The organism is Mesotoga sp. (assembly GCF_035363035.1).
Classification (GTDB): domain Bacteria; phylum Thermotogota; class Thermotogae; order Petrotogales; family Kosmotogaceae; genus Mesotoga.
Genome location: NZ_DAOSEH010000060.1, coordinates 1 through 14,774 on the forward strand (window position 1 = coordinate 1; position 14,774 = coordinate 14,774).

The 14,774-nt window shown below is 48.6% G+C and carries 12 protein-coding genes; 3 read left to right on the forward strand and 9 right to left on the reverse strand.

Annotation, left to right across the window (positions count from 1 at the left end):
- Positions 1–568, reverse strand: a 568-nt coding sequence (locus PKX57_RS08885; RefSeq protein WP_472416852.1) for an acyl-[acyl-carrier-protein] thioesterase, incomplete at its 3' end; no start/stop codon positions are given.
- Between the two features lie 109 nt (positions 569–677).
- Here PKX57_RS08885 and PKX57_RS08890 point away from each other — a divergent pair.
- The 3 genes from PKX57_RS08890 (at position 678) to ltaE (ending at position 3,196) form a co-directional block, all read left to right on the forward strand.
- Positions 678–1,019 carry a DUF3795 domain-containing protein gene (locus PKX57_RS08890; RefSeq protein ID WP_470745224.1) on the forward strand — a complete coding sequence of 114 codons (342 nt, stop codon included), beginning with the start codon at positions 678–680 and terminating at the stop codon, positions 1,017–1,019.
- 2 nt (positions 1,020–1,021) lie between these two features.
- Positions 1,022–1,924, forward strand: coding sequence for a lamin tail domain-containing protein (locus PKX57_RS08895; protein ID WP_472416854.1), 903 nt, complete (start codon positions 1,022–1,024; stop codon positions 1,922–1,924).
- Between the two features lie 249 nt (positions 1,925–2,173).
- On the forward strand, positions 2,174–3,196 hold the full coding sequence (gene ltaE / locus PKX57_RS08900; protein WP_472416856.1) for a low-specificity L-threonine aldolase: 1,023 nt from the start codon (positions 2,174–2,176) through the stop codon (positions 3,194–3,196).
- Between the two features lie 338 nt (positions 3,197–3,534).
- Here the strand turns inward: ltaE and PKX57_RS08905 are convergent, their stop codons facing one another.
- The 8 genes from PKX57_RS08905 to PKX57_RS08940 form a co-directional block, all read right to left on the reverse strand.
- Positions 3,535–5,088 (reverse strand): SUMF1/EgtB/PvdO family nonheme iron enzyme, encoded by a 1,554-nt coding sequence (locus tag PKX57_RS08905; RefSeq protein WP_472416858.1) that lies wholly within the window; start codon positions 5,086–5,088, stop codon positions 3,535–3,537.
- A 79-nt stretch (positions 5,089–5,167) separates the two neighbouring features.
- Positions 5,168–6,058 (reverse strand): hypothetical protein, encoded by an 891-nt coding sequence (locus PKX57_RS08910; protein WP_472416860.1) that lies wholly within the window; start codon positions 6,056–6,058, stop codon positions 5,168–5,170.
- Positions 6,059–6,164: 106 nt separating this feature from the next.
- The gene (locus tag PKX57_RS08915) at positions 6,165–10,313 is read right to left on the reverse strand and encodes an SUMF1/EgtB/PvdO family nonheme iron enzyme (RefSeq protein ID WP_472416862.1); all 4,149 of its coding nucleotides are present in this window, start codon (positions 10,311–10,313) and stop codon (positions 6,165–6,167) included.
- Between the two features lie 306 nt (positions 10,314–10,619).
- Entirely contained in the window at positions 10,620–11,081 is a 462-nt protein-coding gene (locus PKX57_RS08920; RefSeq protein WP_472416864.1) for a helix-turn-helix domain-containing protein, read from the reverse strand.
- Positions 11,020–11,775 (reverse strand): tetratricopeptide repeat protein, encoded by a 756-nt coding sequence (locus PKX57_RS08925; RefSeq protein ID WP_472416866.1) that lies wholly within the window; start codon positions 11,773–11,775, stop codon positions 11,020–11,022. Before PKX57_RS08925 ends, PKX57_RS08920 begins: the two co-directional genes overlap by 62 nt.
- 10 nt (positions 11,776–11,785) lie before the next feature.
- Positions 11,786–12,298: a hypothetical protein gene (locus PKX57_RS08930; protein WP_472416868.1), complete on the reverse strand. Its 513-nt coding sequence runs from the start codon at positions 12,296–12,298 to the stop codon at positions 11,786–11,788.
- Entirely contained in the window at positions 12,298–13,362 is a 1,065-nt protein-coding gene (locus tag PKX57_RS08935; protein ID WP_472416870.1) for a hypothetical protein, read from the reverse strand. Before PKX57_RS08935 ends, PKX57_RS08930 begins: the two co-directional genes overlap by 1 nt.
- A 419-nt stretch (positions 13,363–13,781) precedes the next feature.
- The gene (locus PKX57_RS08940) at positions 13,782–14,033 is read right to left on the reverse strand and encodes a hypothetical protein (protein ID WP_472416872.1); all 252 of its coding nucleotides are present in this window, start codon (positions 14,031–14,033) and stop codon (positions 13,782–13,784) included.
- Positions 14,034–14,774 lie beyond the last annotated feature (741 nt).

Sequence of the window (14,774 nt, forward strand, 5' to 3'; positions counted from 1 at the left end):
CGAAATCCCCGGGAACGGTCTGCATTATCCAGCGGACGTACGAGACGTTGTTGGCATGACCGTTGGTGTCCAGATCCGACTCTCTCACTTTCAATACGGTTGAAAGATCGGACTTTCCGGGTTCTGGCGGGTCTTCGAATTTGAGCGGTTCGTTGAAGTCTTTCGGCAGTCCATAGACTTCGTAGTGTCTGTCGGCTATCCTCACCGGTCTGCGCCTGGAGGCGTCGATGAGGATCCACTGGGATTTGCCGTGCACTATCAGGGCTCCCGAGTCGTCGATAACCTCGAAACGCCTGTATGCGTAGAATTTGTTCATAGAATAGGGAACGGTTCTCACATTTAGGTTCTCCATGAAGGCCGGAGATCTCTGAATGTCTATCTCCCAGCGAAGCAACAGCCACGCGTACCCGCTGAAACGCATCGTTTCGACGTCGTGGCCGACCTCAACGCTCTGGAGGGTTACAACGTCGTTGAAATAGTCCATTATGGAGGCGACTGAAGCCTTCCAGTTCCTGGTCAGTTCGTAGTACCTCACTCTGTATCTCTCTTCGGTGACGCGGGGATTCAAAAGAAAACCTCCAATCCTTTGCAGAACTTAAACATGTGAACGTGTTATGCTTTTAATAGCAATTCAAATCTATCACGGTTTCGACGGGATGTCTTGAGAGGTTGTGAAGATGCTGGCTTACTGCGGAATAGACTGTTCAAATTGCCCGGTTTACAGGGCGACTATGACGAACGACGAGATCCTGAAGAGAGAGACGGCCGATAAATGGGGAAGGGAGTTCGGTTTTGTTCTTGAAAAGAGCGACATGAACTGCACCGGATGCAGGAGCGAGATACTCTTCAAACTGTGCTTCGACTGTCCTTTCAAGGACTGTTGTTCGAAGAAGGGAATAGACAACTGCGGCCAGTGCGCCGAATACCCCTGTCAGACACTGGAAAGGTTTCTTCGCCCGATCCCCGAAGCGAGGGCGAGCCTGGACGAAATCCATAGAAATTTTCACGGAGGTATTTAATTATGAAAAAAGCTTTCACACTATTAATTCTTCAAGTGATATTTGCAGCTATGATCCTGGCGCTGACGCTCGTTCCGGTGAAGGTCGAAACCGCCTCGGGCCCGAAGGACCTCACTTACGCCACCGAGTTCTTCGATCTCTGGAACAGTGTTCAGGATTACACGCACGCGAAAGTGATCAACGTTGTCGATGGCGATACCCTTCTGGTGAGCATAGACGGCGTTGAAACCACCCTGAGGCTCATCGGGATCGATACGCCCGAGACGGTTCATCCCACCAAAGAAGTCGAGTTCTTCGGAATAGAGGCTTCGAATCTCGCCAAAGGCGTTCTCTCCGACAAAGAGATAATCATAAGCTACGACTGGAACCCCACGGACGTTTACGGAAGAACTCTGGCGTACGTTTGGCTGGAAGTCGAGTTCTACGGTTTCAAGCAATACGTCATGTACAATCTGCTCGGGGTCATCAACGGTTATGGACGGGCCTATCTGGCCTTCCCCTTCGACGAAAAACTTATGGATCTCTTCGCCCAGGCACAGGACATTCCGAGAACCCTCTCTCTCGGTCTCTGGAGCGAACCCGAGCAGGAAGAGGAAGAGATCTACTTCGACGGACCGGTTCAGATAGCTTATATAATGGCCGATTCTCTCGACGAATACGTGATGATATACAACATAGGCGACAAGCCAGTAAACCTGAAAGGCTGGCAGATACTGGCCGTCTCCAACGGCCAGAAATACACGTTCGATGACCTTATTCTAGAGCCGGGAATGGCGGTCCACGTTCACTCCGGTCCGCAGGCGAGCGTTAATGTATGGAAAAAAAGCTACATCTGGCGTAATAAAAAGGCCGAGGGCAGATTGTTCGATTCCTCCGGGAATCTTGTCTCGGTGTACTCTTATTGATGTTCTCCATCTGCGCGATGGATGAATTTTTCTGACGGAATTTAAGGATTAAGCAATCTATAAGAAAGTTAATCGATACTTCAACACAACGTATTATTAGCACAAATAAATTAGAATTGTTTTAGTTTATAACCCCCCTATCCCCCTTAGATAGGAACCCCATATAGTCCGGATCATCCGATCCGGCTTTTTTTATTTGTTTTGATCTATAATTATATGTAATCCTAACCAAATATCGGAGGTGCGCCCTTGAAATGGATTGACTTGAGAAGTGACACCGTGACGCTTCCGGGAGAAGAGATGCGCGCGGCCATGGCGAACGCCGAAGTCGGAGACGACGTTTACGGCGACGATCCCACCGTAAACCGTCTGGAAGAGATCGCCGCCCGACGCCTCGGAAAGGAAGCGGCCATCTTCGTTCCCTCGGGAACTTTCGGAAATCAACTCTCTATACTGACACATACTCTCAGAGGAGACGAGGTCATAATACCGGCCTCGAACCACATAATCGTTCATGAGGCCGGCGCTTCGGCCGTCATAGCCGGCGTCCAGATGAGAACGCTGGACTGCGACGACGGAATGCCCTCTGTCGATAGAATACTCAAAGCGATAAGGGGAGAGGACCTCCACTATCCCAGAACGGGATTGATCTGTCTGGAAAACGCGCATTCTAGTGGAAGGGTTCTCCCGATGGAATACATGAAAGAGGTGTATTCGATTGCCCGGGAGCGCGCGATTCCGGTTCATCTCGACGGAGCCAGAATATTCAACGCGGCCGTCTCTCTTGGAATAGATGCCAGAGAGATCGCCTCGAAAGCCGACAGCGTCATGTTCTGCCTCTCCAAAGGGCTTGGGGCGCCGATCGGCTCCATGCTGGTCGGAACGAAAGACTTCATCGCCAGAGCCCGGAAAGGGCGAAAAATCATGGGCGGAGCGATGCGACAGGCCGGGATCATAGCCGCGGCCGGGATCATAGCCATAGAGAAGATGATCGACCGGCTCGGCGAAGACCACGAAAATGCCCGGTATCTCGCAAAAAAACTCGAAGAAATCAAGGGTGTCGAAATCATGAGAGACAGACTGGACATAAACATGGTCTTCTTCAAACTCGGCTCTGGCAGGCCGGAAGCTATCGTCAACGAGCTCTACAGGGAGGGAATAAAGATAAACCCGCCCGAGGGCGACGAATGGAGACTGGTGACCAACCTCGACGTTTCACGCTCCGACCTCGACACGTTCATCGCTCGTTTCGCGAAGGCAGTTAAATCCTGATAATCAAAACAGCCGTCCTTCGGAAAAGCGGGAAGAGCCGTCCTTGGTCCTTCGTCTAGGAACGTGGACCCGTCCTTCGTGAGAGCGTTAGGAGCAATTCCTCGACATTACGCATCCAGAATGCCCCCATCCTGTCATCCCGTAGTGATCCTATACGGGATCCTGTTCTGGCGAAAATGGGGACTAACGATTCTCCTCACTGTCGAAGGGGACCGTTATTATCCTGAAGGCCATAAAACCTCCGATATCTCCTGCGTCTCCTCGCGCTTGCGGGCTACTCCGCGCCCGGCGCTCGAAGCCGCAGCAAAGTGTAAAAAGGTAAAAAGGCTAAAGTGTAATCAGGGCACCGTCCTTGTAATACGAAAACCCAGGTTGTTGTGCGTGCGAGTAGGGGAGTAGTAGTCGCGGTCAGCCACCCGCCCGTAAGTCGCGCCGTTGACCCAGCTACCGCCACGATGCACCCGGAGGGAACCACTGTTGCTATATGGATTCGTCTGTGCCAAGCTAGAGTAGCTTCCATACCAGTCTGAACACCATTCCCATACGTTCCCGGACATATCGTATATTTCCAGTTCGTTAAAGGCTTTCGTCCCAACTTCTTGAGTCTTGCTTCCCGAGTTCGAAGTATACCAGGCGACGTCACCAACGTTATCGCTACCGGCATACTTGTAACCCCCACTCTTGTTTCCTCCCCTGGCCGCGTATTCCCATTCGGCTTCTGTCGGTAGTCTGTATCCGACTACCTTCGATGGATCTGTTGTTATCATTCCGTCTTGGTCCAGCAAGTTTCCCTTATCGTCATATGCCTTTGGAAGCTTCTCCTTCTCGCTCAGCCAGTTGCAGTAAGCCATAGCATCCCACCAGCTCACGTTGATCACAGGTCTCGTTCCCCTTCCCCAACTGCTGTCGCCTGGTTTCTTTCGACCTGTTTCTTCGCAGAACCAGTCGTATTGATCAAAAGTGACCTCGTACGCTCCTATTTGGAAATCGTAGGTCAACTCAACGAGGTGGATTGGCTTCTCGTTATCGCTGCCGTCTCCCCAGGTATCTCCCATTGTGAAACTACCCTTCTCTACCAAAACCAGCTCTCCAGGATGAAGAGTAGAGACATAACTGATGTATTCTCCCAAAAAAACCGGGCTTAATTTATAAATTCCATTTGCCGTTACTGTGATCTGCTTAACACTCAAAGGTTCATAGCGCGATAGATCGGTCGCCTTCATTTCGACACGGTGATCGGGACCGATCAAGACCACGGATTCGTTTTTCTTTACGGTGTTCCCATCGATAGTCACTTCCACATCGTCCGGAAAGTCAAAACTGACAGTGAATAGCTGGTATATCTTCCCGTCAACGAAGTTCGCCTGGAGATCCATAACTTCATTCTCTTTGAGAGTGAAAACGTTCTGAAGACTCTTGCCGCCGGAGTCTACTTTCACCGTCAGCTTTCCGACAGGAAAGTTCGTGAGTCTTATATCCGTCTCTCCATAGTTGACTCCGTTTATGGACACCTTCGCCGATGGGAAAGGTATGCTGTATATGTTTATAGTGCCTGTCTTCTGCCCCAGAACAACCTTCTTCTGTTCCGTCGGGATCTTCTCCTGCATAACCTTAGCCTGGCTCAACTCAATACTCACAGACGTCGATCTGCCTGACTGGACAGTCACGACAACGCTTTTATCCTCATATCCTTCTTTCTGAGCGGTAAGCGTGTACGTTCCCGGTGCGAGCGAAAGTATGAGCTGGCTTCCGACAACCGTTCCCTTGTGAACACCGTCCACGAGAATCTTGACCCCGTCCGAAGAGGTTATCGCAACATATCCGGGGGCTTCCGTACCGAACAACGCAGCAAAACTTGCTACCACCAGTAACAGCAACAGGATCTTTCTCATATGCTCACCCCTTTTGGCAATTACTTGTGTCTTATAGGCCCACAGTTTATGGATTTCGGAACATCTGTTCGCAACCGACTCAATAGATGATCATCTGGAAATCAACCGTGTCGCCATTTACAACTATTGATTTTGCTATAACGTCGTCTCCCCACTTCGCTTCTACGTGGTATTCGCCGTTGGGTATGTCATTGAATGCAACCTGTACCGGACTTCCCGCGGAGATATCCGTGAATGTCTGTTCTTTCGATACAGGGCCTCTAATAGAAACCACTAGGTTGTGCGTCGTGAGGAAGAATATCTTTGTAAGTCCTACAGTGACCACGAGAGTTAACTTTCCCGTTCCTTCTGAATAAGTGTTGTAGTTGGATGACTGAACATCCGTGTTGTACTGATAACTATCCGAGAACGGCGCAGATGTAGTGCTACTGATAAATCTGAGTTTTTCTCCTGTATATGGATCAAAGTTGAATTCCTTGGGGAATACCTGTTTTGTGATGGGATTGAATTTCATATTGCCTATGTCTTGGCCAAAGGAAACGGCTGTGATTTTGGACATATCAAGCTTATAGTTTTCCATAATCTGTCCAGTGAAGCCATCCAAATAATCTACATACAAATTTGACAAAGTGGCGACCAAATAAAGATTATCAGCTTTGCCGTTGCGTAGGGTTACTCTTATCAGAGAGTTTCTCCCCCAACCTCCGTCAAGCAATTCAAGCTTCGATATGTCGGATATTTTCACCGAGAAAGTTTGACTTTCGAGAGTCCTGACAAAACCTAGACTACTGGATAGAGAATACGATGATCCATCGCCGTAGTAAAAACGTATGAACCGTTCCGCATGAATCACCTGACCATCGTTGAATAAGACAGTGCAGCTCGTCTCCATTTCTGTAGCCAAAATCATTTCAGGAAGAACAAACAAAGCAAGAGAAAGCATGATCAAAATTATCCTTGTAAGTTTCATACTCATTTCCCTCCTCCATCTAAATCTCATTCTACAAAGCATTTGGCATTCAACTCATAGAGCGTAAGTCAAGTAGTGTCCTTCTCTCAAAAACCGGTATTGTTGATCATTCGGTCGAATAAGCTTCTACTGAATTGAGTTCTATTATCGGATTCCCGTAGAGATAACCACCAATCAAATAAGCCTTACTGCCTACCGAAGCTGCCGCAAGCGCGCTCCTCTTTGAAAGAGAGGGATCTCCTTTCTGCCAGGAGTCACTCAATGGATCATATATATCGACAGTCGTAAGACCTTCTGTGAAGTCTTTAGTAATACCACCAAAGATGTAGATTTTACTTCCGGCAACTGCGGCCGCTATTTCTGAACGTGCTGTAGGAGCAGATGCACCTGAAGACCAAGTATCTGATTGAGGGTCGTAGATATAAACTGTATCCAGTCTCTTTCTGGAATTGTCCATTCCTCCAAAAACATATACCTTTCCACCATATCCTATCGCGGCGTGTTGTGAGAACGACTTAGGTAAGGAAGCACCTGTAGACCAGCTGTCTGTGCCGGGTGAATAGATTTGAAGCGTATTATATCGTGTCGCGTAGTTGAGGCCTGCTATGACAAAAATCTTGTCTCCACAGGTTGCAGCAGCAAGTTCGCACCTTGCGTTCGGCATTGGTGATCCTGTGCTCCAGGAATCGGTAACTGGATCATAGATTTCGACATTATTGACAGGTGAGGCGTTTCCGAAAATCTGTTGTCCTCCAAACACATAGACTTTCCCGTTATATTCTGCAGCGGCCAGAGCATATCTTGGAGTCGGCATAGGAGTGAGTGTTTCCCAGCTGTTGGTTATCGGGTTATAGATTTCATTTTTAGCATAAGGAGTTTTCGTAATTCTGTCTCCACCACCAATAGCCATTATTTTGTCACCGACATTAACTGCTGCCAACCAGCTCCTCGCTGTTGGCATTGATTCAGCCGAACTACTGGATGTTGCTGTTCTAGCAACTCTAAAACCTAGGTCGCTGTATCTGTATGTTGAAGGAGATTCACCGTATCTATTGGATACTTTCACTCCTCCTATGCCTTCCCTCCAACCACTGCACCGCTCTACACGTCGTGAACTAGAAGTGTGGTTGTACGGATTTATAGATGGGCTTGTGCTGTAATAGTTAGAGCTGTACCAGTCGCTGCACCATTCCCAGACGTTTCCAGACATGTCATATATACCGAGTTCATTCGGTAACTTAGTTCCAACTTCGTGAGTCTTTCCTCCTGAGTTCTCTGAATACCATGCAACATCAGATGCAGTGTTACTACCTGAATACTTATATCCCATGCTTTCATTTCCGCCTCTTGCTGCGTATTCCCATTCAGCTTCTGTAAGAAGTCTGTATCCAACTACCTTCGTTATGTCGGTGGTTTCATAGCTACTTGCATCCAGTAGGTTTCCATTACTGTCATATGCTTTCGGAAGGTTATTCTTTTCACTGAGCCAATTGCAATATGCCACGGCATCCTTCCAGTATATATTTATTACTGGTCTAGTTCCCCTTCCCCACCCGCTATCGTTAGGTTTGCTCCTGCCGGTAGCGTCACAGAAAGCGTCATATTCTTCGAAGGTTACCTCATACTTACCGACAAAGAAGTCATAGGATAATGTGACTTCGTGAACCGGTAATTCATTTTGCCTACCATCCCCCCAGGTGTCGCCCATCATAAACGTACCGCCCTCTACGAGTACCATTTCTCCGACGACTATCGTTCCTGTAGAGTATGTGAAGCTCCAGCTTATTATGTTTGAGTAAGCACCTTCGTTGTCCTGCGCCCTAACTTCGAACTTGTGCTGCCCTTCTGAGTAACCGTTCCACGTGTAACTCGTGCTCGTACCATTGCTTACCCAGCCGCCTTCGTCCTTTCTGTATTCGTACTTTGTTATCGTTCCGTCTGAGTCACTTCCAGTCCAGGTGAAGGTGCTGCTGTTTCCTGAGATCTCTCCGTTTGGACCGCTTACCTTTGTTACCGAAGGAATGCTATTATCCAATCTCCCAATCACATCATTATGGACATAACTGACAACGTCTTCATCTTTTGTTATACGATCGTGGTTAATTCCATCGAAGAGGACTTCGTTAACGCCGAGAGACTGGCTAATAAGTGAAACGAAGCCATCGCCTTCTGAGTGCGCTGGCATTCCTGCAATGTCCGCAAATTCCTCAAATATCATCTGGCATAGCAAAAGACCAACATCATATATTGTTATTTCTTCTGAAGGTTGGAATTTGGTTGTTGCTATCTTCCCTTTTATGTACGTTATCTTATCGAGATTAGTCTTCAAACCGTTCAGTTCTGTATTTGCGGGGAAATTAACGTTGTTGAGCTCTGTAGAAAGATTATCAAGGTAATCCTGGTAAGTGTATTCGATAGAAGTGTATCCAGGGTAAGGCGCAAGCTCAAGCCCTAAATTTCTGCCATAATTTGCAATAAGTACAGTAAACAGTATAGGTGTTTCTTTGAGTATATCCACAATCACGTATGCTAATTCTCTCAACTCAGAGATAGCTATACCAGCAAGATCACCTGCCTTAATGGTACCAGTGATGATTCTTATACCTTTCAAAAGAAGATCATCAATAAACCTCTGCCGTAATTCTAATATATCGAAATACCATAACAATCTGTTGTATTCATTTTCATCTGTCATAGTCCTTATTAGCGAAGCCAAAGGAGAACCTTCATGTGGTGTATCCAGCGTGTAGACTTGTTCGATTTTTGCAACTTCAGCTGTGTTCAACTCTTTGAGTAAACCTCTTGAAACCAATCCGCCCATACTGTGGGATATTATGAATATCTTTTCATATTTGTCGAAGATACCCGCAGTATCCATTATCCTGTATAGTTCTTCACCATATTCAGTGGCGGTTCTAACATTGGAATCGTAGTAGTATTCGAAGTAGTCGAAAGTGTTGGATGTACTGTTGAACTTCTTATAAAATTCCGCCCACCTTTCTCTCTGTTCCTCGTCTTCCCCAGTGACTGCAGATTCTCCTATTCTGGTACCCTGCTTTCCGTGAATGAATATAAGGGCAAAGTCATTCTTTGGTTCGAAGTTGTTATCAACTGTTTCCGAATACTTCTTGTATCCTGTAACTGAGCTGTTGGATGGCTCGAAATATACCAGATGCTCATATTCTTCAATCTCATGGTATCCGAGAATCGACGCTGTGTATTGTTTAAGGCCTATTGGCTCTATAAATTCGAAAAAAGCAGCAGCAGCGTCAAGTGGAACAAAATCCACAATAAGACGATCTGTGACTTGGCCAGATATTTCTTTGCTTGTAATAGGTATCTCGTATGGTTCATATTCGAAATAGCTTATAGGTGTAATTTGGACTATTCTTCTGCTCACCTCGGCGTAATAACTTCCCGGAGAATGTGCCCAGGAAAGACTGATCGGCCATACCAATGGACATGTTAGGTATGTCGAATACTCTTGCGAGGTTTTATAGCTTGCTTCCGGAGCTTGATCGTCTACCAGCATATCAATGTGGAGAATTCCGCTTTCCTCCCGAATACTAAACTCAGTATTTTCAGCTGAAAACTCTTTGTCAATGGTATAAATGACTCCATCAAACTCGAACTGAATATCATCTTCTGATTCGAAGAATTGGAACATAACTTCATTGCTAGTATCAAAAGCAGTCTCCATATACAGTTTGATCCTGTATGTGTTTCTCACATTTGCTACTACTATGTTTTCGCAATGAGTAGCATCCGCTGTTAGTTCATCGATCTGTGCAAATACTCCATCCCCAACTTTCTTTTCAACTACTATTCTGTCGGCACCATCTGCTACTTCCTGCCAGCTAATAAGAGTCTTGTTCTCGTTGAATATCTTTTGAACTTCTATTTCAATGGGTGTATCTACAACATCTATGTTGAAAGTCGATTGAACCGACTTTCCGCTTAGGTTCGTGACCTTAATGGTCACACTTTTCAAACCTGCTTCTGCATAATTCGGCAGATACTTATAATCAGTTCCAACTATTTCTCCAACGCCAGATACTATTGTGAAGGTAAGAGCGTTTATGTTCTTATCCGCGGCGTACTGTTTTAGATCAAATTGAAGCACTTGCCCTTCGTCCACCGTCTGGTTTGGTATATTCAGTGTTGGTGATTCACTTACATTTGGACATCCAAGAAGTAGAAAGATGGTTGAAAAAAGAACTGCAAATAAACATACAGACAGGAACCTATTCTTCATTACCCCACCTCCATAAGCGAGGCCTCGCACTTGAAGTAAGCACGTGAAGACTCAGGCAATATACGGCGAGCGGTGCAATGCACTCATAAGACTAATATAGCAGTTGTTACATACTGCACAAAGGAATATTAACTTGTGAGAATATCCGTTTCTACGATTTATTTGTTGGTGGATAGGTCTTAATCATCGCTTTATATCAGTAATCTAGCCAGGACCTCATAAACGCATCTTCAGATCTGGCAATGGGTATAAGAAGGCCGGAGAGTTGACCCCTCCGGCCTTTTTTTCTCAAGTCTGTGATATCTTTCAAGCAACCCTGCTTACTTTCTTTTTGTAGATACCCAGCAGTTCGTAACAGCTTTCATGGTCGGAGAAGAACATGGCCAGGGCCGCGAGCGGGAGGAGCTTTTCCCTTTCGAGGTCTTCTTTTTCCTGCAACGCCAGCCTGTACAGCTTTTCTCCCACTTCCACGGTTTCAGGCTTCCTGGCGCACTCCTGCGCGAGCGCTACCAACTCGCTCAGAAAATCGTCTGGAATGAATCCGGTCCGCGCATCCTTCCCGTCGCTATCTCTCAGGCCCAGCATGTAATCGGCCGACACACCGAGTACCTGCGCCAGCTTCCTAAGGCAGTAGTATCCCGGGAAGCGCTTGCCCGTCGTGTAGTTTATTATCGTCGAGGGCATCACCTCGAGCCTCTGAGACAGCTCAAAGCCCGTGACCCCTTTCTCTATCATGATCTTCTTCAGCCTCTCTCCGAATTCCTTCATCTATTCCCCCCAGCCATTCGTCTATCACGTCTCTGCTCTCGAGCAGTTCCACGGTGCTGACGCTCTCTCCCAACCTCCGGACGCAGAAATCGCTGTTTGTGAAGTGTATCACCGGCTCTTTGAGCGCGTGGTTCATGACGATCGAGGAGAGCAGGTACTTTCTGCTCCTCTCCTTCTTGCCCAGCCTTTCAAGCGCCTCGCTAGCCAGGAAGTAAGCGATCGGATTTACCGGGCAGAGCCTTAGCAGCCTGTGAAACCAGCAGAGCGCCTCCAGCGGCCTCTCCGTCTCCATGTAAAGCAGGCCGAGCTCCCTGACGGCAATCTCGTTGTCGCTCTCGTGCGATAGGGCCGCCCTGTACATCAGCTCGCTTTTGGAGTATTTGCCTAGCTTTTTGTATATGTATGCCAGCTCTATCATGCAGCCCACGTCCTCGGGCCATCTGTTGTAGCACTCCTCGAGCAGGGCCTCGGCGACTCCGTCCTCTTTGAAGTAAGAGGCCACGTTCGCCAGAGTGAGGTATTGCCTTAGCGAAAGATCGCCTTGTTTTTCACCGCCCGGGCAAGGCGCGATCGACCCTGCCAGCGCGCCAGCCTTCAGGCCAAGCCCTTCGATCACCTGCCCGTAAAGGGCCTTCGCTTCCTCTTGCCTTTGCATCTCGAGCAGAAAGAGCAGCGTCTTTATCTTCTCTGTCATTCTAACCTCCTCATCCCTTCCCGGGCAGCATTCCTCCGAAGAGCCTCTGCAATAGCGCGTGGTTGACTTCGTCTTTTGCCCCGGTGATGGCCTTCAGCTTCTCCCTCTCGCAGATCGAATCGTAGATCTTCATGAACTGCGCCCTCACTATCCTTCTGGAGTCCGGCGTCATGTCACAGAGCTCCCGCCAGCTTATCGCCCTTTTCGTCTTTTCAAGTTTCGGGTCTTCGTAGATCGGCTCGTCGTATATGCCCCTCTTGTGAACGTCGTCTATCACCTTCGTCCAGGCCTCTTCGGCGCTCAGCGATTCGTCGCCCTCCTCGGTGGCCGCCTTCCTGATCGCCGCTATCGTGGGCGGTTTCTCCCGGGTCATGACGATCTTCAGAACGGCTTTCTCGAAGGCCACGGCAGGTAGATCCCCCAGCAGCCTGTACCAGAGCTCGGTGGTCTGTCCGTCGAGCCTGAAGCTTTCGAAGACCATCTGCAACAGTCCGATTCCCTTCGCGAACACGGCCCTCTCCATCATCCGGCCTCCACGAACTGCCTCAATACTTCGGCCACCTTCTCCTGCCTGTTGGCGTATTTGCCTTCGAGGACCTTCTCGAAGTTAGAAGGCTTCATGAGCCAGTCGAAGTCCGCCCTCCATCTGGTCACCCTGCCGGAGAGGAAATCGGAGCTCTCCACCCTGCTGAAGTAATCCTCCCAGAACTCGAGCGAAGGATAATCCTTCCAGCGGCAGCGGATGAGGCGCTTTCTGGCCTGAGACCAGAACCCCGACTCCTTGGGCGCGGGCAGCGAAGGGCAGAGGTCTATGAAGGCTCTACGGATCAGTTCATACGGGACGGCTCCGTCTGACTCGCCGCGGGGCATTTCAACGGCCTGGACGCGCAACACTTGAACGGCAAGAGGATCGATCTCTTCAATCTGGTCATTGCCTGTCGATTCGTATGAAACGTTCGCCCTTGAATTGTCCAGAGCCTGAGATTCACCTTCAGTGACCGCGAGAGACTCGATCACACTCTCTTCCCCGGAAATTCGACCCCCGTCCGTCAGTTTCGCTGACGAATTACCGTAAGGTAATTCAGTGATTTTCTGTTTTCTTTTCTTTAGTTTAGTTTTGTTTATATTATTGGGACCAGTCGAGAACGTATCGGGAACGCATCGGGAACGCGCCGGGGATTCATCCGGGAGCGCCGTTGATTCGACGATGGCATTATCTCTAGCTCTACCGGCTGATTCCAGAGTACGCTTTCTGGCACCTGTCGAGGTATCCTTCGGGGACGCATCGGGAACGTATCGGGGATCAGTCGGGAACGCGAGAATCGTGTATTTTCCAGGGTTGAATCGGTCGCCCGCTTCGTAGTTTATGAGCCCCGCCTCGCACAGCCTCTTTCTTGCCCTCCCGAGTTGACCCTTCGTACATTCATACACGCTCTGGATTATCCCGTTGGGGAGATTGAAGCTCCCGGGCCACCTCGCGTTGTTGGCGTAATCGAGAATGAAAAAGTAAAGCGATGTCTCGAGAGAATTGAAACTATGAACCCTGTTGGCTATCCAGAAATTGTTTATTAGCTCTATGTAATTCATGAATACCTCCAAAAATGCTCACATGCACTGTCATTCCGTAGAGCCTGCCCTTGAAATGGTCTCATTCAGGGATCAAATTCAGGAAACCTATACGGGATACCGTTCTTACTCTTTCCTCAAAAAGACCGAGATGCCGGATCGGGGTCCGGCATGACGTGAAGGGAGTAAGGCTGTCATCCCGTTAACACTCCCATCCTGTCATCCCGTAGTGTTCTTATACGGGATCTCGCTCCGGCTCTTACTATGTCTTTGGTCTTGGACCAACAACGAACAACCTGGACGCACAGCGTCGGAACGAAGAACCGCTCTTTGCCCTTTCCAAGGACGGGTCCACGCTCCGGGACGAAGGACCAAGGACGGCTCTTCGCTCTTCTGAACCAAGAACCTGGACGCGCAGCGTCGGAACGAGGAACTGCTCCTTACGCTCTTCTGGTCCTGTACCTCCTCTCGTAGAACATGTGAGGTAGCTCCTCTTCTACGAGCTCCTTGAGATTTCTGAAAGAGACATATCTCAGGGGGTTTTCGAGATGGGTGATGAAATCGAAGACGGCCTCCCTGTCTGTTATCACTATGCTTTCGAGGTCTTCTCCGTCGCGCTCGTCATCATCGTCGATGTATTCGCCGTCAAGATTCTTCATCTCTCTCATTCCTTCCAAAAGCGAGAGAAGCATTCAAGGCAGGGGAGCGGCGGTCTCCCCGCCACTCCTTGTGTAAGGTGTTCCTGATCCTGGTCATCCGGCTGTTTCTCGAAGATTGCCTTGGATAGACCCTGCTGGCGCAACTGAAGAGTATAGACCTATAGTATCGACCTATTACTATAGTGGTAGTTTTGACAGTTTTGTCATAAACTTTGTCAATTGTAGTGATACAATAATCGTGAGATTTATTTCTTGTTTTTTCGAGCGGGTCTCTGGCCGGAGACCCGTTCTCATTTCTAACAGGCCCAATCAAAACATCACCTTCTCTCCTTCACATCTTCTCTTTCACGCCTTCTTCTCCTACACCGTCATCCCGCGGAGTGCCCTCGCACCGTCATCCCGTAATGCTCTAATACGGGATCTCGCTCCGGCTCTTCTCGCTCTCTCGCTCTTCCCAAGGACGGGTCCACGCTCCGGGACGATGGACGCTGGACGGTTCTTCTCGCTCTTCCGCTCACCGTTTTTTTGAAGAACAAAGCTCCTAGCTCCGCAACGAAGAACCGCTCTTTGCCCTTTCCAAGGACGGGTCCGCGCTCTGGGACGATGGACGCTGGACGGTTCTTCTCGCTCTTCCTCTCCTCACACTTCCTCCACTTCATACGCCCCGATATCGTACCCTGTGTTGTACAGATACATGAGATCCTTGAAAGTCGGCAATTTCGAAAGCCTCACATAACAGTTGAAGATCCTCTCCACCGGAACTCCCATATACCT

Bases quoted from the DNA above. Each gene is read 5' to 3' on its own strand.
- PKX57_RS08890 (WP_470745224.1), top strand. From the start codon at position 678: ATGCTGGCTTACTGCGGAATAGACTGTTCAAATTGCCCGGTTTACAGG.
- PKX57_RS08895 (WP_472416854.1), top strand. From the start codon at position 1,022: ATGAAAAAAGCTTTCACACTATTAATTCTTCAAGTGATATTTGCAGCT.
- PKX57_RS08905 (WP_472416858.1), bottom strand. From the start codon at position 5,088: ATGAGAAAGATCCTGTTGCTGTTACTGGTGGTAGCAAGTTTTGCTGCG.
- PKX57_RS08910 (WP_472416860.1), bottom strand. From the start codon at position 6,058: ATGAAACTTACAAGGATAATTTTGATCATGCTTTCTCTTGCTTTGTTT.
- PKX57_RS08915 (WP_472416862.1), bottom strand. From the start codon at position 10,313: ATGAAGAATAGGTTCCTGTCTGTATGTTTATTTGCAGTTCTTTTTTCA.
- PKX57_RS08920 (WP_472416864.1), bottom strand. From the start codon at position 11,081: ATGAAGGAATTCGGAGAGAGGCTGAAGAAGATCATGATAGAGAAAGGG.
- PKX57_RS08925 (WP_472416866.1), bottom strand. From the start codon at position 11,775: ATGACAGAGAAGATAAAGACGCTGCTCTTTCTGCTCGAGATGCAAAGG.
- PKX57_RS08930 (WP_472416868.1), bottom strand. From the start codon at position 12,298: ATGGAGAGGGCCGTGTTCGCGAAGGGAATCGGACTGTTGCAGATGGTC.
- PKX57_RS08935 (WP_472416870.1), bottom strand. From the start codon at position 13,362: ATGAATTACATAGAGCTAATAAACAATTTCTGGATAGCCAACAGGGTT.
- PKX57_RS08940 (WP_472416872.1), bottom strand. From the start codon at position 14,033: ATGCTTCTCTCGCTTTTGGAAGGAATGAGAGAGATGAAGAATCTTGAC.